Below are 19,307 nucleotides of genomic sequence, written 5' to 3'. Positions count from 1 at the left end.
GCTTACTCGCCGACTTTGCCGCCCGCCTTGTCGCACGCGGCCTGGGTCATGGCCTTGAAGCCCTGGCCTTTGCAGGCGCCCATGCCCTTGCAGGCGTGGTCCTTGGTCTTGCAGTCGTTCTGTCCTTTGCAGGCGTTGACGCCGTAGCAGTGCACCTGGGCATCGGCAGCGGACGCTTGAGTCACGACACCGGCAAACATAGTGGCGGCAGCGAAGGCCAGGGCAGCGCCGGCAGCGGTTTTCTTCATGTTCATTTTTGTTTCCTCAATAGTCGCAGGGGATCGGCGGGTGCTTGTGCAATCCCGTCATAGCACTAGAGAGAGGGCACATCCCGGCGTTACAGCCGGGATGAAAAAAATCTGCACAAAGCGTTTCACCGGCAAGCCAGCGCCTACAGCTTGAGCAGCGGCTCCTGGAAACGCAGCAGGCGCCCGGCATTGCCCAGCACCAGCAAGGTGCTCAGGTTGTGCAGCACCGCAGCGATCATCGCCCCCGCCGCCCCCAGCCAGCCGAACGCGGCAAAGGCGACGATGGCCAGGGTCCAGCCCAGGCCGATGATCACGTTGACCTGCAAGGTGCGCCGGCATTCACGGCTCAGGCGTACACAGGTGCCCAGGCGTCGCAGGTCGCTGCCGATCAGCACCACATCCGCCGAAGCCAGGGCGATGTCCGCACCACCGGCGCCCATGGCCACCCCCACCACCCCGGCCTTCAAAGCCAGGGAGTCGTTGATGCCGTCGCCGACTACCATCGGCCGGAAGCCCTTGTCGATCTCCCCCAGTACCCGCTCAAGCTTGTCTTGCGGCAGGGCCTGGGCCTCGACGTCGGCAATTCCCACTTCCAGCGCCAGGCCGTCGGCCACACTCTGGCGGTCGCCGGTGAGCAGCAACTGCCGGCCCAACCCCAGTTCGCGCAACTCGCCCAGGGCCTGCCGGGCCTCGGGTTTGACACTGTCGGCCAGCAACAGCCAACCAAGAAATTCACCATCAAGCGCCAGGCCGGCAATCGGCCCGTCGTGCCCCGGCACCGGGCTGGTGTCGATACCCAGCTGGCGGAACAGCTCCGGGCGGCCGAGCGCCGCTTCGCCTTCAGCGGTACGGGCTACCACGCCCAGGCCCTGGCGTTCATGAATGTCCCCCAATGGCCATTGCTCTTCCTGGGGCACCAGCCCCGCCAGGGCCCGGCTGACCGGGTGGCTGCTGGCCGAGCCGAGGCTGGCGGCCAGAGTGAGCAGGCTTCGCTGGTCTTCCCGGGGGGTGTCGATGGCCTGTAGGCGCAAGGTGCCGTACGTCAGGGTGCCGGTCTTGTCCACTATCAGAGAGGTCAGGTCCGCCAGCTCCTCAAGAAAGGCCGAACTGCGAATCAGGATACCGTGGCGCGCGGCCACAGCGATTCCGGCGATGGCGGTGGCCGGTGCCGACAGCACCAACGCGCAGGGACAGGCCGCCACCAGCACCGCAAGCATGGCTTGGGCATCGTTGGTGATGAACCAGGTCACCGCCGCCAACAGCAGCACCAGCACCATGTAACTGCCGGCATAGCGCTCCAGCAAACGGGTGATGGGCGGCTTGGCGCGCTCGGCGCTTTGCATCAGGGCAATCACCTTGCCCAAGGTCGACTCCTCGCCGGTACGGGTGACCTGTACACGCAACAACCCATCGAGATTGATCGCGCCGCCAAATATCTGCATGCCCTGAACCGCTTCCAGGGGGATCGATTCGCCAGTGATCGGCGCGGTGTCCAGGCTCGCCTGGCCGGACACCACCACCCCGTCGGCGGGCACCCGATCGCCGGCGCGCACTTCCACCAGGTCGCCGGCCTTGAGACTGGCGTTGTCCACTTCCACGACGCTGCCATCGGCCCGTACCTGTCGCGCCAGGCTGCGGGTCAAGCGGCCCAGGGCGTCGATGGCCTCCTGGGAGCCGATCACGCTGCGCTCTTCCAGTACGTGGCCGAAGATCATGATGATCGGCAACAGGGCCGCGGTCAGCAGGTCGCCAGTAGCCCAGGCGCCGAGCATGGCCAGGGCGATCAGTTGGTCGGTAATGCCATGCAGGCTCGGGTAACGCAGGCTGAACCAGGCCGAACGCATCACCGGCACCGCCACCAGCAGCGAGGCAACACCCAACAACAACTGGCTGACGCCTACCTGCTCAGGGGCCAGCCAGCGCCAGATCAGGCCAAGGGCCAGAAGCCCCAGGGCGAGCATGGCCAGGGTCAGTTGGCGGGCAGCGCTGCGCTGCTCGGCCGAGGTCAGCATGCTGGCGGGGGGCGCGGCATGGGGGGTGGCAGTCATTGTTCGGCTCCCTGAATGATCAGGTGTGAATCGTCTTGGGGATTGACCGTGGTCACCGAACCGGCCTGCCCGAGAATCTTCGGCAGGCGTTCACGGTAGATACGCAGCAGCATTTCCGGGTCGGTGCCATTGCGCTGCGCCTGGGCCAGGCTCTGCACCGTGGCAGTCTGGGCCCGGGCCAGGGCCAGCCGTTCGCTGGCCTGGGCATGGGCCACTTGCAGGCTGCGGTCCGCCTGCTGGTTGGCGCCCTGGGTCAGTTTTTCCGCTTCGGTGCGGGCGTTGGCGACCGCCTTGTCGGCTTGCTGGCTGGCAGTGAGCACCGCGTTGAAAGCGCTGACCGCCGGGCCGGGCAGGCTCGATTGCACATCCACCCGCGTTACCTCGACGCCAATGCCCTGACCGCGGGCGGTCAACTGCTCCAGGCGCTGGTTGACGCTTTGCAGCAGATCGCCCCGCAGCCGCTCTCGACGCTCGGCGGCCTGGTTGTCGCTGCCGATCAGTTCCGGGCGAGCCACCAGGATGGTGTCCAGGTCGCGGGCGGCGGTCAGCGCCACGGCACTGCGGGTCACCAACCGATCCAGGGCCGGCAGCACATGGTCAGCCTGGAGTACATAGGCGTAGGGATCACTGACTTTGTAGAACACCCGCACGTCCAGCTGTACCACACCGGCATCGCCGGTCAGCAGGTAACCGGACCCGGCCAGGGTATCGTTCAAAGGGGTGGCCAGCGTAGCAACCCGATCCCCTTCCAGAGCCGCCTCGGAACGCAGCAAACCCTCCACCCGCCGCTCCAGTACCCGGTCAGCGGCGGGCAGCAGCACCACCTGCTCAAAAGGCTGGGGCCAGGCCAAGAGCAATCCGGCACTCTGCACCCTTTCCAATTTGCCAAAGTGCAAGACCATGGCCCGGTTCTGCGGGTCGATCTGCCGCACATTGGAGAAGGCCCAGGCCAGCGCCGCCAGTACCGTCACCCCGTACAAGGCGATGAATGCCAGACGTCCGGCCTGGATCCACGGGCTGCTCAGCTCATTTGTTCCACGTGGAACCTTATTCATGGTTGCGAACCAGCGGCTTTGCCCGGCAGGTTCGGCGGGCCATCCACCAGCACCCGAAACGGCGCCGCGTCGGTGCGCAGGATCAGCTTGGTGCCCGGAGTGACCACGGTGCCCAGGGTGTCCAGTGAGCGCAGCAGGTTGTACAGCTGTGGGGAACTGGCGTAGGCGCGGCCATAAATCTGCGCCGCCTCAACCCGGGATTGCGCCTCGATATCCGCGGCCTTCACCGTGGCATCGGCCTGGACGATTCGCGCATCGCGTTCGGCGCCGGAGCGGATCTGCGCCGCTTCGCGCTTGCCGATGGCCGTGCGTTCCGTGGCGATGGTTTCACGCTCGGCGCGCATGCGGTCCACCGTGGCGGTCAAGGTCACCGAGGGCAGGGTCAGGCGTTCCACTCCCACCTGCACCACTCGCACTCCATAAGTGGAAAGCAATTGCTGTTCGATCTGCTTGCGCAGTTGCGCTTCGAAGTCGGCGATGCGCACCTGGCTGGCATCGGTATTCACCAGGTTGGCCAGATCGAAGCTGCTGGCGGTGGTTTCCAGGGCCGAGCCGACAAAGGTGCGGATCTGCCGCGCCGCTTCGTCCGGCTGGTTCTGCACCGCGCGCATGAAGCGCTGCACATTGTCCGCGTCGCCCTGGACCCGCCAGGCCACGTAGGCCTGGACGATAATCCGCAAACCGTCGCGGGTGCCCACATCCTGCAAGCCACTGGACGTGGTGCGCAGGCGCAGGTCCACCGGGATCGCCGCTTCAAAGGGTGCCGGCCAGCGCCAGTTCAGGCCCGGCTCCAGCAGCACCCGCGCCGGGTTGCCGAAGCGGGTGATCACCGTGGCCTCGCCGGAACGCACTTGCACCAGGCTCGCCGCGGCCACGGCAAACAGTACCAGTAGCACGGCCCAGCCCATGCGCCGCCAGGGAAAAGGCCCGGCCTCGGCCGGCGCCCCATGATGATGGTGGTGATGCCCGTGGTGGTGGTGATGGCCGTGCCCGTGGTCGTGGCCGGCGTGATCGTGGGAATGGGAGGACTGGCTCAATGGACGGCTCCTGGCTGAGCGGCTTTACGCGGCGCCGAAGGGTCGGCCGGTAAGGTGAACGTACGCAGATCGAGGGTCGGCGCGCTGCCGCCCCCCAGACGATGATCAAGAATCAGCAGCTTGGCCTGGCTCAGCCCCTGGCTCAGCTGGCTCAGGTACTGCTCTAGAACGAAGGCCTGCCCCGCGCTGGCGTAGGCTTTCTGTTCGGCGGCAAAGCGCAGGTCGGCAGCCTGGGCCGCCGCCTGCACCTCGCGCGCATCGGCCTGGGCCTGGTCGCGGGCCACGCTGGCTTGCAACTGCGCCTGGTTGGTCTGCTCGGCAGCCGCTCCACGTTCCCGGGAAATCAGCGCCTGGGCGCCAATCTGCGCCGCTTGCACACCGTGGTAGGCATTGGCCGCGCCAGCCGGTGGATGGATGGCCTCGACTACCGTGGCGAGAATCTCCACCCCGCTGTCGAGCCGGTCCAGATCGCCCTGCACGGCCCTGCCGATGTCATCGGCCAGCCCGGTGCGGTCCTGCCCCAGCAGGCCGTCGAGGGTGCGCGAGGCAAAGTCGTGCACCAGCACCCGGCTGGCGGTGCTGCGGATCAGCGTCGGCACATCGCTGCTGTTATAAGTGGCGGCCAGCGCGGCAGCGTCGCCCAGGCCGATACGGTAGACGAAGCGCACGTCCATGTTGACGATCTGGAAGCTCTGTTGCTGGGCATTGCCGCTGGCGATCACCTGGGATTTGTCATTCATGTGGCTGGCATCCCACAGGCGGTTGGCAATGGCGGGGGCCGGGCCTTCGGCGGGGGCCGGTTGAAGCGGCTGCGCGCTTTCGCCCACGCTGGTGGCCAGCTCATGGACCACGCCGTTTTCCACCGTCAGTACCCGCCCCAGGGGCCAGGGCAGGCTCAGGTGCAGGCCCGGGCCAAAGACCTGTACCGGCTTGCCGAAACGCTCGTAAATGCCGCGATTCTGCATGGAAAGTTCATGAACGCCGGTCAACAGCCAACCTATCGCCAACACCACCAGCAACACCGGTACAAAGGCCCGGCGCATATAGGCGAAGGCCCAGATCTGCCGCAGATCGATGCCAAAACGGTTGTGCAATTCATGCTGCAGGCTGAGCAGGGGTTGGGGCGGCCAACGCAGCATGTCGGCAACAAAACTGTGGGCCATAAGCCGTGGCTCCAGCTGTTCGCGCTGTGGGCTGAACAACGACAGCACCGCGCGCAACAATAACTCGCCGGCCACCAATGCCGGCAACAGCCCCGTCAGCACCGCCAGCCGTACTGGCCACAAGGCCGTGTCGCTGCTGAACAACAGGCACAGGGCGCTCACCAGCAAACAGATAATCGCCACCCGCAGCAGCTGCGCCAGGGCGCCGGCTTCCGGCCATTCCCCTGAGGGCTCCTGGGCCAGTTGGCGTTCCAGCACCAGCAGGGCAAACGCCAGCAGCAGAGCCAGCACCGCCACCACGCTGGCACCCAGGCCCAGGGCGGTGGCGGGCAACGACAGGTTGAACACCTGCACCACGCTGTACAGGATCAGCAGCGACCAGCCACCCAGCCACAGGGTAGGCGCGCCGATCTGCTGCAACAGACGCCGCCCGCGCACGGCCAGGGCAGCCGCCAGCCGGCCCTGGGGCTGCCGATCTTCCTCGGCCTCGGGCGCGACAACCGGCGCCGGGGTGATCACCTCTTCGCGCCAGCGGCTCACCCAGCACGCCGATTGCAGCCCGGCCACCCCTACCAGCAAGGCACACGAAAGGTTCACCAGCAGTGCCGGCCAGAGGGTCAGCGCCGCAAACAGGTCGACAAACACCGCCGCCACCAGCCCCAGCACCGCCAGGCCCAGCAAAGCGGCGCCCCAGCGCTGCAAACGCGCCGCATGGGACGCCGCCTGCTGAAACCGTGGCAAGGCAGCCACCTCGCCCCCTTGCGTCTCAAGATCGACTTGCATACCACCCCGCCGCTCTGGTCCGGCCCTGTGGATAAACCCACGGGCCGAAGAAATTCGAAACAATTCGTTACTATATAACGAGCTGAGTGAAATTTTTGTCCCCTTCCATGCCTTTTCATCTATTGCGTACGTCGTAGACACAGAGACAGCTGTTTGCTCATGACAAAAGTTCTGATGTCAGCCCCCTGGCATTTAAGGCAATAATCCAGCCCTGCTCACCGCGTGCGACAAGGAACCGTCCCATCATGCTCTCGATTTACCAGCTCAAACCGCGCTTTCAGAACCTGCTGCGGCCGTTGGTGCAGCGCCTGTACGACAACGGCACCACGGCCAACCAGATCACTGTCCTGGCCGCCGTCATCTCGGTCCTGGTCGGCACCGTCATCGCCCTGTTCCCCAGCCATGCCTGGCTGTTCGCCCTGATTCCCCTGTGGATGATCCTGCGCATGGCGCTCAATGCCATCGACGGCATGCTGGCCCGGGAATTCGGCCAGCAATCGCGCCTGGGGGCCTACCTCAACGAACTCTGCGACGTGGTCGCCGACAGCGCCCTGATCCTGCCTTTCGCCCTGTTGCCCGGGGCCAGCCTGCTGCTGGTGCTGGCCGTGACCCTGCTGGCGCTGTTCAGTGAATACGCCGGGGTGCTCGGTCCCATGGTCGGGGCCTCGCGGCGCTACGACGGGCCCATGGGCAAGAGCGACCGCGCCTTCATCCTCGGCGTGCTGGCCACCGGCATCGCCCTGGGCTGGCTCAGCGCCCTGTGGATAAACGGCGTGCTGGCACTGGTCGCCGCACTGCTGGTCTACACCCTGATCAATCGGGTCCGCCAGGGCCTCAAAGAAGTTCAGCACAATGCTCCCTCTGCATAAGGAAATGGCTATGCGCGACGCTCAACACCAGACGTTCCGAACCCATGACGGTGTCGAACTGTTCTACCGCCACTGGCCAGCCACTGAAGTGGCCCCTGGCGAACCGCGGCAAGCGGTGATGCTGTTCCACCGCGGTCACGAACACTCCGGGCGCATTGCCCACCTGGTGGAAGAGCTGAACCTGCCCCAGTTCGATTTCTTCGCCTGGGATGCCCGTGGCCATGGCCAGTCGCCGGGCGCCCGTGGCGACAGCCCGAGCTTCGCTACCAGCGTGCGCGACGTGCAGACCTTCTGTGATCACCTGGGCAGCACCCACGGGATCGCCGAGGAAAACATCGCCGTGGTGGCCCAGAGCGTGGGCGCGGTGATCGCGTCCACCTGGGTCCACGACTACGCGCCGCGCATCCGCTCCCTGGTGCTGGCCTCGCCGGCGTTCAAGGTCAAGCTGTACGTGCCCTTCGCCCGGCCCGGCCTGGCCCTGATGCGGCGCTTTCGTGGCAACTTCTTCGTCAACAGCTACGTCAAGGCGCGCTTCCTGAGCCACGACCCGGAACGGGTCCGCAGCTATGACAGCGACCCGCTGATCACCAAGGCGATCTCGGTGAATGTGCTGCTGGGCCTGTATGAAGCGGCAGACCGGGTGGTGGCCGACGCCCAGGCGATCCAGGTGCCGACCCAGTTGCTGATCTCCGGCTCCGACTTCGTGGTGCATCGCAAGCCCCAGGAGCAGTTCTTCGACCGCCTGGGTAGCCTGCACAAGGAAAAGCACATCCTCCCCGGCTTCTTCCACGACACCCTGGGGGAAAAGAACCGGGCGCCGGCCATGGCCAGCATCCGCCGCTTCATCCTGCAGAACTTCGCGCGCCCGCTGAACCGCCCTGCCCTGCTGGACGCCGACCGCCTGGGCGTTACCTGCGCCGAGTCCGAAGCCCTGGCCGCGCCGCTGCCGCACAACTCCCTGCGCGACCTGTACTGGCGCGCCACCCGCGCCAGCATGCGCCTGGGCAGCCAGCTGTCGGCGGGGGTCAAGCTGGGCTTCGACACCGGTTTCGACTCCGGCAGCACCCTGGACTACGTCTACCGCAACCGCCCCACCGGGCATTCCGCCCTGGGCCGGATGATCGACCAGAACTACCTGAACTCCATCGGCTGGCGCGGCATCCGCCAGCGCAAGCTGCATGTGGAAGAACTGCTGCGCCTGGCCATGGAAAAACTCCGTGAGCAAAGCAGCGAAGTGCGCATCGTCGATATCGCCGCCGGCCACGGCCGCTACATCCTCGAAGCCCTGCAAGGGGTCAGCCCGCTGCCCGAATCGATCCTGCTGCGCGACTACAGCGATATCAACGTGCGCGACGGCAGTGCGCTGATCCAGGAGAAAGGCCTGGGGGACATCGCCCGCTTCGTCAAAGGCAACGCCTTCGATCGCGAGGACCTCGCAGCCCTGGACCCGAAACCCACCCTGGCGGTGGTCTCCGGGCTCTATGAGCTGTTCGCCGACAACCAGATGGTCGGCGGCTCCCTGGCGGGCCTGGCCAGTGCCGTGGAGCCCGGCGGCTACCTGGTGTACACCGGCCAGCCATGGCACCCGCAGTTGGAACTGATCGCCCGCGCCCTGACCAGCCACCGCGAAGGCCAGGCCTGGGTCATGCGCCGCCGTACCCAGGCGGAGATGGACCAACTGGTGGAGGCCGCCGGCTTTCGCAAGGTCACCATGCGTGTGGATGAATGGGGGATCTTCAGCGTATCCCTGGCGCAACGGGTGCAATGATGGCCGCAGGCGCCTTGCCGGCCCGGGAGCCGGGCCTGCTGAAACCCGCGGTGCTCTGGCTGCTGTTGCTGGCACCGCTGTTCTTCAGCACCTACGGCTTCGCCACTTGGGTCACCGCCCAGCGCGACGACGTCGGCAGCATGGTCTTCGACTGGGAACGGCACATGCCGTTCTGGGCCTGGACCATCGTGCCCTACTGGTCCATCGACCTGCTCTACGGCTTCTCCCTGCTGTTGCCGCGCAGCCGTGACGAGCTCAAGCGCCACGCCCTGCGCCTGCTCACCGCCCAGGTGATCGCGGTCAGTTGCTTCCTGATCTGGCCATTGAGCTTCACCTTCTCCCGGCCGGAACTGGACGGGGTTTTCGGCTGGCTGTTCGGGGTGCTGGCCGGCTTCGACAAGCCCTTCAACCAGGCGCCGTCGCTGCACATCGCCCTGCTGGTGGTCCTGTGGGTCTGCTACGCCCGGCATACCCAGGGCTTCTGGCGCTGGCTGGTGCATGGCTGGTTCGCGCTGATCGGGGTCTCGGTGCTGAGCACTTATCAACACCACTTCATCGATGTACCCACAGGCGCCCTGGCCGGCTGGCTGTGCGTCTGGCTATGGCCGCTGGACCGTCCCAGCCCGCTGTTCAGTGCCCGTGCGGCCCAGGACCCGAAGCGCCGCCAGCTGGCCCTGCGCTATGGCCTGGGTGCGGCGCTGTTCGCCGGGGCAGCCCTTGCCTGGGGCGGCGCCGCGCTGTGGCTGTTCTGGCCCGCCGTGGCGCTGTTGCTGGTGGCCTTTAACTACGCCCTGCTGGGTGCCGAGGGTTTCCAGAAGCGCCAGGACGGCAGCCTCAGCCCCGCTGCACGCTGGTTGCTGGCGCCTTACCTGGCGGCGGCCTGGATCAACTCGCGGCTGTGGACAAGAAAACATCCACAGCCGGACCCGGTTGTGGATAACGTCTGGCTCGGGCGCCTGCCGACACCGGCCGAGCTCAAGGACAGCCCGTTCGGCGCCGTGCTCGACCTGTGCGCCGAGCTGTCCCTGGACAGCCGCGGGCTGCGGGCCTACCAGAGCCTGCCGGTGCTGGACCTGTGCGCCCCCAGTGCCGAGCAGTGCCTGGCCGCCGCCCAAGCCATCGAACGCCTGCGCCAGCAAGGGCCGCTGCTGGTGTGCTGCGCCCTGGGTTATTCGCGCAGCGCCACGGCGATTGCCGCCTGGCTGCTGCACAGCGGCCGCGCAGCCACGGTGGATGCCGCCATCGTGCAGATCCAGCGGACCCGCCCGCAGATCGTCCTGCACCCCGCCCACCGCCAGGCGCTGCAAGCCTTGAGCAGCGCCGGGAGAACGGCCCATGTCCACTGAAATGCAGCTCTACAGCGTGGCCAGCCTGCTGCGCCGAGGCCGCGCCCTGGATCAGTTATCCACAGGCCTGACCCTGCTCGGCGCAATGTATGGCCTGGGCCAGTACCTGCTGACCAGCGTCACCCTGGGTGGGCTGCTGGTCAGCCTGGCCCTGGTCCTGCTGGGGCTTGTGGAAAAGTACCTGGCGCTGCGCGTGGCCTTCGACGCCGACCTGTTTCAACGCGTGGCCGACGCCCCCACTACCCTGGAACACAGTACCCAGGCCCTGGACCAGGCCCTGAGCGCCCTTGGCCTGCAACCCGCGCAGCGCGGCGGCCGGCCCTGGGACCAACGCAGCCGTGGGGCCCTGGGCCTGCTGCGCCGCCAGGCATTGCTGCTGGCCGCACAAGTGCTGGTGATACTGAGCGTGATCCTGGTCAGCCCCTGGCTGACCTTTGCCGGATAAGGAATGCCCATGTTCGAACCCCTGGTCGCCAATCTCATCACCTCCGCCGCCCGCAGCATCACCGGCGCTCGCAGCCTGTGGCTGGGCTCGGCACCGCGCGCGGTGCAGCGGATCTACTTCGCCAACCACAGCAGCCACGGCGACTTCGTACTGCTCTGGGCCTCCCTGCCGCCGGCCCTGCGCAAACTGACGCGGCCCGTGGCCGGCGCCGACTACTGGCAGAAAAGCAACCTGCGCCGCTACATCATCAACCGGGTGTTCAACGGCGTGCTGATCGACCGCGAGCGCAAGGAGGCTGTGGATAACAACCCCCTGCAACCCATGATCGATGCCCTGGAGAACGGCGACTCCCTGATCATCTTCCCGGAAGGCACGCGCAACCTCGAAGACGGCCTGCTGCCGTTCAAGAGCGGGATTTACCACCTGGCCAAACGTTATCCACAGGTGGAAGTGATCCCGGTGTGGATCGCCAACCTCAACCGGGTCATGCCCAAGGGCCGCTTCCTGCCCCTGCCGCTGCTGTGCACCACCAGTTTCGGCGCACCCCTGACCCTGGAAGAAGACGAAACCAAGGAACATTTCCTCGAACGCAGCCGCGCCGCGCTGCTGGCCCTGGCCCCGGAGCACGCCTGAGATGGATAAGCAGACCCTGATGTTATTCGGCGGCATTGGCGCCATTCTGGTGCTGGCCTCGCTGATCGGCTTCATCCTCCAGTGGCGCACCCGTGGCACGCCCAACCCGGTGATCGACAACCTCAATGCGCGGATCAATGCCTGGTGGGTGATGGTGCTGGTGATCGGCATCGCCTTCTGGCTCGGCACCGCGGCGGTCATCCTGCTGTTCTATGCGGTGTCGTTCTACGCCCTGCGGGAATTCCTCACCCTGACCCCGACCCGGCGCAGCGACTACCCGGCCCTGGTGGCGGCCTTCTACCTGGCCCTGCCCCTGCAATACCTGCTGATCTACTCCGACTGGTACGGGCTGTTCTCGATCTTCATTCCGGTCTACGTGTTCCTGCTGCTGCCGATCCTCGCGTCGCTCGGTGGCGACAGCACGCACTTCCTGGAGCGTGCCTCCAAGGTGCAGTGGGGGCTGATGATCGCGGTGTTCTGCGTATCCTTCGTGCCCGCCCTGCTGACTTTGGACATCGCCGGCTATGAAGGCCGCAACCTGCTGCTGATCGCCTACCTGGTGATCGTGGTGCAGCTCTCGGACGTGCTGCAGTACGTCTGTGGAAAACTCTTTGGCAAGCGCAAGATCGCCCCCAACCTGTCGCCGTCCAAGACCGTGGAAGGCTTTGTCGGCGGCATCCTGCTGGCCTCGCTGATCGGCGGCGCGCTGTTCTGGATCACCCCGTTCAATGTCTGGCAGTCGTTCCTCATCGCCCTGCTGATCAACCTGCTGGGCTTTGCCGGCGGCATCGTCATGTCGGCGATCAAGCGCGACCGCGGGGTCAAGGACTGGGGGCACATGATCGAGGGCCACGGCGGCATGCTCGATCGCCTGGATTCGGTGTGCTTCGCCGCGCCGATCTTCTTTCACCTGGTGCGCTACTGGTGGACCTGAGCCCTTCAGCCCGGTAGATGCCCCAGGGGCAAGGGCCCCGGGGTTTTCACCGTGTGAATGGCGAAGTTGCTGCGGATGTCGCTGACCCCGGGGATCTTCAGCAAGTGGCCGGTCAGGAACCGGTCATAGCCCCGCAGGTCCGGGACCACCACTTGCAGCAGGAAATCCGATTCACCCGACACCAGGAATGCCGAGATCACCTCCGGCAACTGCAATACCGCCTGGCGGAAGGCTTCTGCCTCGGCATCGTTGTGTCGCTCCACCTTGACCCCGACGAACACGGTCAGCCCCAGGCCCACCTCGTCGCGGTCCAGGGTGGCCTGGTAGCCACGGATCACCCCGGCCTCTTCCAGCATGCGCACCCGACGCAGGCAGGGTGACGGCGACAGGCCGATCTCTTCGGCCAGTTGCACGTTGCTCAGGCGGCCATCGCGCTGCAGCGCGGCGAGGATCTTGCGGTCATAGGCATCAAGTTTCATGTTTGGCATATCCAGATGGTGATTCCGTTCATTAGTGGAACATTATGCCAATTTCAGCTTTCCCGCTGGTTGATTACGCAAGCACCTGCCCCGGCCTGTGGCCCTAAACTGGGCGCACCGACTCGACAACGAAGGGGGTGCAAGGTGGCGCAACTGTGGATGTATTTCCTGGCTCTGGCGGTGGTCTATCTGCTGCCCGGCCCCGACATGATCCTGCTGCTGCAAACCGGCGCCCGCCAGGGCAAGGCCCAGGCTCTGGCCACGGCCCTGGGGCTGGCCATCTCCCGGGGCTGCCACGTGGTCCTGGCCGCCTTGGGCCTGGCGGCGCTGTTCAAGGCCGCGCCCTGGACCTTCGACCTGGTGCGCCTGGCGGGCGCCGCCTACCTGCTGTGGATTGGTATCCAGTGCCTGCGGGCCAACCTGTTGCCCAACCTTGAGCCCGGCACCGCCGCAGCCACGCCCCTGCGCTGGCGCGAGGCGATCCAGCGTGGCCTGTTGACCAACCTGCTGAACCCCAAGGCATTGCTGTTCTGTTCGGTACTGCTGCCGCAGTTCATCGATCCCCAGGCCGGTGCGGTGGCCCCGCAATTCATGCCCCTGGGGGTGCTGCTGGTGGCCGTGGGCGGCCTGTTCGACTGCTGCTACGCCCTGGCCGGTGCCGGGCTGGGCCGCTGGATGCAGCGCAGCCCGTCGGCGCAACGGGTGCAGCAATGGCTGTTCGGCAGCCTGCTGATCGGCTTTGCCCTGCGCCTGACGTTCGTCCAGCAGGCCTGACGGCACCTGTAGCCGCTGCCGAGCCTCGGCGAAGCTGCGCGAAGGTCCGCAGGACCTTGCCTGGCGATCCCCGTCAAAATGTTCGCCCCAGAGATCGCCGCGACCGCTGCGTCGGAGTGCCGCCCAGCTCGTACGCAGCCTGCGGCAGCGGCTACAGGATCCTGGGCACGCTTTTATGTCGCCTTGTGCGAGGACACCGCGCGGCGGCGTCGGAACAGGTAGGCCGCCCCCAACAGCAGCACGCCGGCACCGGCGCCGGCAGCCAGCCTGTGCTCGGCCACCGCGGAACGGGATGCGTCCAGCCACTGGGTCAGGTAGCGCTTGTTGGCGCTGCCGAAGTCCGGTTCCTCACAGTTCATGCCGAAGTTGCCGGCCCATTCCACAAAGGGTCCGTTCTGCACATAGCGCTGGTAGTAGTCGATCTCGGCATCGCTGCCCCGGGTCCAGCGCGCGGCCTTGCACAACACCGCGGCATAGGCCTGGCTGGTGTGGGGCAGGAAATCCGCCGCCCGGTTGCCCAGTTCCCCGGCCACGTAGCGGTAGTGGTAGCGCACGTCGGGCTCGGCGGTGGTGGCCTGCTGGCGCTGCACTTCATCGGCACTGATCAAGGGCCCGGCCTGCACCGGCGGGATCTCCAGGCTGTAGCTGCCCCAGAGGCTGTGGTAGTCCGGGCCCATCTCGTAGCCGAGGATCTCCATCCCCGACGCCCGCGCCAGCTTGCCGGCCTGGTAATAGGCCTCGGCTCGCCGGGTGGGCAGCCACGCCGACTCGGCGCGGCGTCGGTACTCGCCGTAGGCCTTGGCGATGGCCTGGCGCTCGGGGCTGTCGAAGTAGCTCCAGCCCTCTTCGTAGCGGCCCTCGCGCAACAGCCGCCGGCCCAGCAGTTCGCGCAACTGGGCGGCAATCGGCAGGCTCTCGTAGTAGGCATCGGGTTGCTTGGGCGTCGGCGGCGGCGCGGGCACCTGGGTGTCAACGAAATGCTTGAGCTCATCCAGGGTCAACACCCGCTCCGCCACGGTCGCCGCGTCGTGCCAGTAGATGTCGCCACTGCGGTAGAGCAGCTCGAATGCCTGCACGTAGTCACCCCGATCCAGGGCCAGCACGGCACTTTCGCCGTCTACCCGGCAGCCCGGCTTGAGGTCTTCATAGTTGCCGTCGTAGTCACCGCGAAAGCCCCAGCTCTCGTCCCGCGGGAAGGCCGCGGCGGCCTTGGCGTAAGCGGCTGCGGCCGCCGCCTTGTCGCCATCGCGCACGGCCAGTTTGGCCCGCAGCCACCAGGCCAGGCCGCCGTCGCCGGCATGCTCGAGCAGCATCCGGGTGGTGGCGAAATCGCCGTTCTGGTAATTCAGCGCCGCCAGCCGGTCGGCGTTGTCGAAACTGCCGGCAGTGCCCTGGCTCAGCAGCTTGATCAGTTTCACCTCGGACTCAGGACGCTCGCCGAAGGACCAGCCCTGGTGCGAGATCAACGAAGCCGTGAGCAAGCGCGCCACCGAAGGTTGCTTGAGCTGCTCCAGCAATTGCGCGTCCGACAGGCCGCCCAACTCGCCCACCACCTGCTTCAGCGAGCTGTAGCCGACCTCCGAACCCGCCAGGTTCTGGCTGGCATACAGGTCGATGGCCTCACTCCAGTGGTTCTGGTTCTTCAGGATGCGCGCCTCTTCGCCGAGGCTGGCGACGCCCAGTGCCAGGGGGTCGCTGAAGCCGTCGATGCTCAGTTGACGGGTCTGGACGAAGGCCTGGCGCGCCGCCAGTAGGGTGTCGCTGCGCCCCTGGTCGTCCAGCTCGTTGGCTTCTTCACTGATGGCCTGCAGGGCCCGGCCCAGGGAATAGGCGGCCCAGGTGCTGCGCAGGGCGCGCTGCTCGGCGGGCAGCGCCAGCACCTTGCGGAAGTACTCCGCCGCCAGCTCATGATCCCCGGCGCTGAAGGCCACGGCGCCCGCGGTGTAGAGGTTGATCTCCGGCGGCAGGCTGGCGCCTTGTTGTTCCGCCACGCGCGCGTCACTGAGTTTGCGCAGTTGGCCGACCAGGGTTTGCTGGGCCTGGTCCAGCCCTTGCTGTTCGGCCCAGTTACGCTCTTGCACCTCGTAGCTGTCAGGCAGGTTGTAATCGCGGGTGAAGTCGTTATTGACGACTGGCTTGAGCCCGACAATGGGCTTGCCCAGGCGGCTGATTTCGAACTGGAAGCTGCCTTCGGGCAACTGCGCCAGGGTCTGCGGGCGGTCCCCCAGCAGGCGCATGGGGAAGGTCGGACCGCAGGCCAGGGCCGGGGCCAAGGGCAGGCACAGGCTCAGGCACAGCAGGTAGCGGGATCTAGGGACGAACATGTGCAGCTCCTTGGTCAATTTTTGTACAGCGGGCCCAGCCCACGGCCCGGGTACCGCCCGCCGCCAGCCGGCCGGCCTGCTGGCGGGTCAATAACAGCTGGCCGTCACGCAGCTCGGCGGAATAACCGCCCAGCCCGTCGAATCCGTCGCATTGGGCAACGGCCAGGGTCAGTTGTTCAGGCAGCGGGCGGTCGAGATTGCCCGGGTTGTCCAAGCGGATGTCGAAGAGACCGTCCTGCTCCTGCAGGCTGATGCCCAAGCGGCTGTCCAGCACGTCTCCACGGGCCACCGCGCGCAGGGTCTCCAGGCTCCAGGCGCGGACATCGCCCTTGAGCGGCAGGCGAAACCAGATCAGCCCGGCCAGGTGGGCCGGCGGATCATTGCGCAGGGTCTTGGCCAGTTGGCTCAGTTGCTCGGGGTTGGCCATCAGCTCCCGGCGCTGGCCCCGGCGCGCAATGGGCGCCTCGCTTTCCACCACTGGAGCCTGGGCGGTGCCGGGCAGCAAGGCCACGCCGTAGGCAGGCAGGGCCAGGTAGAACGGCTTGTCGCTGACCCCAGCCCAGCGCCTGGCCCATTGTTCAGCCTGGTGCGGGTCGAACAGCCCGCGCCGGGGATCGCTGACCGCATGCACCTGGAGCACGCTGCTATCGACCTGAGCCAGCAGCCCGGGCAACTCGCGACTGTCGAGCCAGGCGGGCAGCGCGGTGATGCTCAGGGCCAACTGCGGTGGCAGCGCCTCGCGCAGCCGCCGCAGGAGCCCGGCATAGGCCGGCAGCCGGGCGCTGCCGGCATCGTGGTCGATCTCCAGGCCGGCCAGGGTCAGGCCCTGCCCTTGCCAGTCGGCCAGCAGTTGCTGCACCTGCTGGAGGATGTCGTCCTGGTTCAGGGATGGCAGTTGACCGTCCAGGCGCACCACCGCAATCAACGGGCGGCCGTCTTGCTTGAGCAAGGCGGCGTCTATCCGCGCCCGGCTCCAGCCGGCCTGTGGAAAAGCCTGCAGGGCCAGCACCCGGACTGTGGAAAAGTCCACCCGCGAGCCCGCCAGGGCGTCGGCGTGGGCCGGGGTCCACTGGCGTTGCCAGATATAGAGCTGCTGATCCAGCGGCGGCCCCTCTTCATGGCGACAGGCATTGAGCAGCAGCCCGCAGACCAGCACGGCGCAAAGACGGAGCAAAACCCGGGGGAGCATGAATCGTTGATTCCCTTTAACGCAAAAGCCCCGGAATACCGGGCGCCATACACCTGATCGACATCGCGTGTAGCCGCTGCCACCGCGACAAAACAGCCGCCAGCCTACGCAGCAGCGCGGTTGGCAGCAATCGCCGCAAGGAGTTTTTTCCCGCGTCTACAGGTCCAGCACCAACGCTGGCACCAGGTTATCCACAGCCGCCGGCACCGCGCAGCAGATCAGCACCTGCCCCGGTTCCGGCAACTGTGCAGGCACCTGTGGATAATTCACCTGACCGCTGATCAACCGGGTCTGGCAAGTGCCGCATGAGCCGCCACGGCAACTGAATGGCGGATGCAGGCCGGCGCTTTCCGCCAATTGCAGCAGGCTGCCGCTGGCCGGCTCCCAGGACAGCTCCCGGCCGGCCTGCTGGAACCGCACCGCCACGGCCCGGGTGGCGGCAGGCGGTTGGGCAAAGGGCACGGCCTCGGGGTCCGGCCGGCGGCGCAGGGTCGAAGGGCCGAAGGTTTCGGCATGGATCTGCCGGTCGTCGATATCCAGGTCCCGCAGGCTGTCGTACAGGCCCTGGGTAAAGGCCCCGGGGCCGCAGAGCACGAAGTCTGCGCGATCAAGATCCAGGTCCGGTTGCGCCAGCAGCAGTTGCACATCGATACGCCCGCAATGATCGAAGCCAGCACCCGGCCGGGCCCCGGCTTCCGGCTGGCTGAGCAGGCGCAGCAGCCGCACTGAATCCCCAGCCTGCGCCAGCAGGGTTTGCAGCTCCTTGGCAAAGGGTTGCTCGGCAAGCGTGCGCGAACCCTGGATCAACCAGGTGGGCCGGGTATGCCGGGTGCGCAGGCCCTGGTACAGCACCTCCCGCAGCATCGACAGCAACGGTGTGATGCCGACCCCGGCCGCCAGCAGCACCAGTGGCTGTGACGACAGCGCATCGGCAGTGAAACGCCCCTGTGGGGCGCGGGCCTGCAACAGGTCGCCGACCTTGAGCGCCTGATGCAGGTGGCGGGAAACCTGGCCCTCGCGCTTGACGCTGATACGCAGAAAATCATCGGAAGGCGCGCTGGACAGGCTGTAGGTGCGAATCAGCGGCAGGCCGTCGAGCACGACCTGCACGGGCAGGTGCTGGCCGGGCACAAAGCTCGGGGCGCCGGCTGCATCCGCCGGCTCCAGGTAGAAGGAGCGAATGCTGCTGCTTTCGTCCTCGATCCGGGTCACCCGCAATGGCCGCCACTGCTGGCCCAGGGCGGTGGCGCGCAGCCGAGCCTCGGCATGCGGCCAACTGCCGGTCAGCAGGCTGTTGGGGGAAAAACCCCGCAACTGCCAACGCAGGGACAGCGCCGCCGGGCGTCGTACCAGCCGTTCCACGGTAAAGCGCCACAACCGCTCGGCGCCCTGGAAGGCCTTGACCAGTGGCCCGTCGTGGATGATTTCGGTGCGGCCACTGAGCTGCAGCAGCTCACCGCTGTGAAAGTCGATGAACAGCAAGCCGGCCCGGGGGTTGAGCAGCAGGTTGCCCAGGGTGTTGAAGTGCAGGTTGCCGGCAAAATCCGGGATGGTCAGGCAATTGCCCTCGACCCGGACGAACCCGGCCTGGCCGCCACGGTGAGAAACATCCACCGAGCGCTGGCCGTCCAGGTCGACATAGCTGGCAACAAAGAAAGTGTCGGCGCCGCCGATCAGGGCCCGAGCCTCAGGATCCAGGCCGTCGCGATACTGTGCCGGCCGGCTGGCGGGGTCGCTCAAGGGCACCTGCTGCAGCTCGCGCTGCTGGATGTATTGCGGGCAATTGCCGAACGCCTGTTGCACCGTCACGCTGAAGCCGTGGCGGTCCACCGCACTGACCCGGCCATTGAGGCGGTTGCGCCGCCGGGTGTGCAGTTCAATGCCCAGCAAGCCCAGGGCCGCACCTTCCTGCAACTGCACGGGGTCTTCGGCGGCAGGCAGGCGGCCCAGGCGCAGCCGGGTCGCCTCGGGGGCCTGGGCGAAACCGGGCGGGCCTTCAAGAAGGCTCGCCCAGGGGTTGCCCTGGGCATCCACCGCGCCCACCAGGATGAACGGCAGCTGCCCGTAGAACTGCCGGTGCTGATCCGGCATCGCCTGGCGGATCACCTGGGTGCCAAAGGCCTCCATGCGCTGGGCCACTCCGGCCCGGGCCTGCAACTGCCGTTCGCCGGCATGCCAGGGGGAACTGCTGCTCATGGTGCTGCCTCCGCAG

The 19,307-nt window shown here is 66.8% G+C and carries 16 protein-coding genes; 7 read left to right on the top strand and 9 right to left on the bottom strand.

Annotated features, from left to right (window positions below; all coding sequences use genetic code 11):
* Window positions 1-2: 2 nt before the first annotated feature.
* The 5 genes from KCG88_RS17100 to KCG88_RS17080 all read right to left on the bottom strand — a co-directional run bounded on the left by KCG88_RS17100 (window position 3) and on the right by KCG88_RS17080 (window position 6,334).
* Window positions 3-254: a membrane protein gene (locus KCG88_RS17100; RefSeq protein WP_047290127.1), complete on the bottom strand. Its 252-nt coding sequence runs from the start codon at window positions 252-254 to the stop codon at window positions 3-5.
* A 137-nt stretch (window positions 255-391) separates the two neighbouring features.
* A complete protein-coding gene (locus KCG88_RS17095; RefSeq protein ID WP_047338179.1) occupies window positions 392-2,296 on the bottom strand; it encodes a cation-translocating P-type ATPase in 1,905 nt (634 codons plus the stop codon).
* Window positions 2,293-3,351 (bottom strand): protease modulator HflK, encoded by a 1,059-nt coding sequence (locus KCG88_RS17090; protein WP_210712769.1) that lies wholly within the window; start codon window positions 3,349-3,351, stop codon window positions 2,293-2,295. Before KCG88_RS17090 ends, KCG88_RS17095 begins: the two co-directional genes overlap by 4 nt.
* Window positions 3,348-4,388, bottom strand: coding sequence for a protease modulator HflC (locus tag KCG88_RS17085; protein ID WP_011064358.1), 1,041 nt, complete (start codon window positions 4,386-4,388; stop codon window positions 3,348-3,350). The genes KCG88_RS17090 and KCG88_RS17085 overlap by 4 nt, the downstream gene beginning before the upstream one ends.
* Complete coding sequence (locus KCG88_RS17080; protein ID WP_210712768.1) at window positions 4,385-6,334, bottom strand: protease modulator HflK; 1,950 nt, start codon at window positions 6,332-6,334, stop codon at window positions 4,385-4,387. The genes KCG88_RS17085 and KCG88_RS17080 overlap by 4 nt, the downstream gene beginning before the upstream one ends.
* Before the next feature lie 245 nt (window positions 6,335-6,579).
* Here KCG88_RS17080 and KCG88_RS17075 point away from each other — a divergent pair, with 245 nt between their 5' ends.
* Genes KCG88_RS17075 through KCG88_RS17050 form a run of 6 tightly spaced genes read left to right on the top strand, consistent with a single transcriptional unit; the run spans window position 6,580 to window position 12,329 of the window.
* Window positions 6,580-7,203: a CDP-alcohol phosphatidyltransferase family protein gene (locus KCG88_RS17075; protein WP_047290132.1), complete on the top strand. Its 624-nt coding sequence runs from the start codon at window positions 6,580-6,582 to the stop codon at window positions 7,201-7,203.
* A 10-nt stretch (window positions 7,204-7,213) separates the two neighbouring features.
* On the top strand, window positions 7,214-8,971 hold the full coding sequence (locus tag KCG88_RS17070; RefSeq protein WP_210712767.1) for a bifunctional alpha/beta hydrolase/class I SAM-dependent methyltransferase: 1,758 nt from the start codon (window positions 7,214-7,216) through the stop codon (window positions 8,969-8,971).
* On the top strand, window positions 8,971-10,317 hold the full coding sequence (locus tag KCG88_RS17065) for a phosphatase PAP2/dual specificity phosphatase family protein (RefSeq protein WP_210712766.1): 1,347 nt from the start codon (window positions 8,971-8,973) through the stop codon (window positions 10,315-10,317). Before KCG88_RS17070 ends, KCG88_RS17065 begins: the two co-directional genes overlap by 1 nt.
* Window positions 10,307-10,762 carry a hypothetical protein gene (locus KCG88_RS17060; protein ID WP_210712765.1) on the top strand — a complete coding sequence of 152 codons (456 nt, stop codon included), beginning with the start codon at window positions 10,307-10,309 and terminating at the stop codon, window positions 10,760-10,762. The genes KCG88_RS17065 and KCG88_RS17060 overlap by 11 nt, the downstream gene beginning before the upstream one ends.
* A gap of 9 nt (window positions 10,763-10,771) precedes the next feature.
* Entirely contained in the window at window positions 10,772-11,395 is a 624-nt protein-coding gene (locus KCG88_RS17055) for a lysophospholipid acyltransferase family protein (RefSeq protein WP_047338185.1), read from the top strand.
* 1 nt (window position 11,396) lies between these two features.
* Window positions 11,397-12,329: a phosphatidate cytidylyltransferase gene (locus tag KCG88_RS17050; RefSeq protein ID WP_047290136.1), complete on the top strand. Its 933-nt coding sequence runs from the start codon at window positions 11,397-11,399 to the stop codon at window positions 12,327-12,329.
* Window positions 12,330-12,334: 5 nt separating this feature from the next.
* On the opposite strand, the gene KCG88_RS17045 is transcribed toward KCG88_RS17050, so the two are convergent.
* Window positions 12,335-12,808, bottom strand: coding sequence for an Lrp/AsnC family transcriptional regulator (locus KCG88_RS17045; protein WP_011064366.1), 474 nt, complete (start codon window positions 12,806-12,808; stop codon window positions 12,335-12,337).
* 144 nt (window positions 12,809-12,952) lie between these two features.
* Between KCG88_RS17045 and KCG88_RS17040 the strand changes: the two genes are divergently transcribed.
* Window positions 12,953-13,582 carry a LysE family translocator gene (locus tag KCG88_RS17040; RefSeq protein ID WP_210712764.1) on the top strand — a complete coding sequence of 210 codons (630 nt, stop codon included), beginning with the start codon at window positions 12,953-12,955 and terminating at the stop codon, window positions 13,580-13,582.
* 173 nt (window positions 13,583-13,755) lie between these two features.
* On the opposite strand, the gene KCG88_RS17035 is transcribed toward KCG88_RS17040, so the two are convergent.
* The 3 genes from KCG88_RS17035 to KCG88_RS17025 form a co-directional block, all read right to left on the bottom strand.
* Window positions 13,756-15,906 (bottom strand): hypothetical protein, encoded by a 2,151-nt coding sequence (locus tag KCG88_RS17035; RefSeq protein WP_210712763.1) that lies wholly within the window; start codon window positions 15,904-15,906, stop codon window positions 13,756-13,758.
* A complete protein-coding gene (locus tag KCG88_RS17030; RefSeq protein ID WP_210712762.1) occupies window positions 15,893-17,095 on the bottom strand; it encodes a DUF3142 domain-containing protein in 1,203 nt (400 codons plus the stop codon). The genes KCG88_RS17035 and KCG88_RS17030 overlap by 14 nt, the downstream gene beginning before the upstream one ends.
* A gap of 156 nt (window positions 17,096-17,251) precedes the next feature.
* Complete coding sequence (locus KCG88_RS17025) at window positions 17,252-19,291, bottom strand: pyridoxamine 5'-phosphate oxidase family protein (RefSeq protein WP_210712761.1); 2,040 nt, start codon at window positions 19,289-19,291, stop codon at window positions 17,252-17,254.
* Window positions 19,292-19,307: the final 16 nt, after the last annotated feature.

This window comes from Pseudomonas sp. MWU349, from assembly GCF_017947325.1.
GTDB lineage: Bacteria > Pseudomonadota > Gammaproteobacteria > Pseudomonadales > Pseudomonadaceae > Aquipseudomonas > Aquipseudomonas protegens.
Note: the sequence above shows the minus strand (reverse complement) of the source record. Positions and strands in the feature narration are given on the sequence as shown.

Excerpts from the sequence above, each read along its gene's own strand:
- KCG88_RS17075 (WP_047290132.1), top strand. The coding sequence starts at position 6,580 with ATGCTCTCGATTTACCAGCTCAAACCGCGCTTTCAGAACCTGCTGCGG.
- KCG88_RS17045 (WP_011064366.1), bottom strand. The coding sequence starts at position 12,808 with ATGAAACTTGATGCCTATGACCGCAAGATCCTCGCCGCGCTGCAGCGC.
- KCG88_RS17030 (WP_210712762.1), bottom strand. The coding sequence starts at position 17,095 with ATGCTCCCCCGGGTTTTGCTCCGTCTTTGCGCCGTGCTGGTCTGCGGG.
- KCG88_RS17070 (WP_210712767.1), top strand. The coding sequence starts at position 7,214 with ATGCGCGACGCTCAACACCAGACGTTCCGAACCCATGACGGTGTCGAA.
- KCG88_RS17025 (WP_210712761.1), bottom strand. The coding sequence starts at position 19,291 with ATGAGCAGCAGTTCCCCCTGGCATGCCGGCGAACGGCAGTTGCAGGCC.
- KCG88_RS17065 (WP_210712766.1), top strand. The coding sequence starts at position 8,971 with ATGGCCGCAGGCGCCTTGCCGGCCCGGGAGCCGGGCCTGCTGAAACCC.
- KCG88_RS17100 (WP_047290127.1), bottom strand. The coding sequence starts at position 254 with ATGAACATGAAGAAAACCGCTGCCGGCGCTGCCCTGGCCTTCGCTGCC.
- KCG88_RS17050 (WP_047290136.1), top strand. The coding sequence starts at position 11,397 with ATGGATAAGCAGACCCTGATGTTATTCGGCGGCATTGGCGCCATTCTG.
- KCG88_RS17060 (WP_210712765.1), top strand. The coding sequence starts at position 10,307 with ATGTCCACTGAAATGCAGCTCTACAGCGTGGCCAGCCTGCTGCGCCGA.
- KCG88_RS17035 (WP_210712763.1), bottom strand. The coding sequence starts at position 15,906 with ATGTTCGTCCCTAGATCCCGCTACCTGCTGTGCCTGAGCCTGTGCCTG.
- KCG88_RS17080 (WP_210712768.1), bottom strand. The coding sequence starts at position 6,334 with ATGCAAGTCGATCTTGAGACGCAAGGGGGCGAGGTGGCTGCCTTGCCA.
- KCG88_RS17090 (WP_210712769.1), bottom strand. The coding sequence starts at position 3,351 with ATGAATAAGGTTCCACGTGGAACAAATGAGCTGAGCAGCCCGTGGATC.
- KCG88_RS17095 (WP_047338179.1), bottom strand. The coding sequence starts at position 2,296 with ATGACTGCCACCCCCCATGCCGCGCCCCCCGCCAGCATGCTGACCTCG.
- KCG88_RS17055 (WP_047338185.1), top strand. The coding sequence starts at position 10,772 with ATGTTCGAACCCCTGGTCGCCAATCTCATCACCTCCGCCGCCCGCAGC.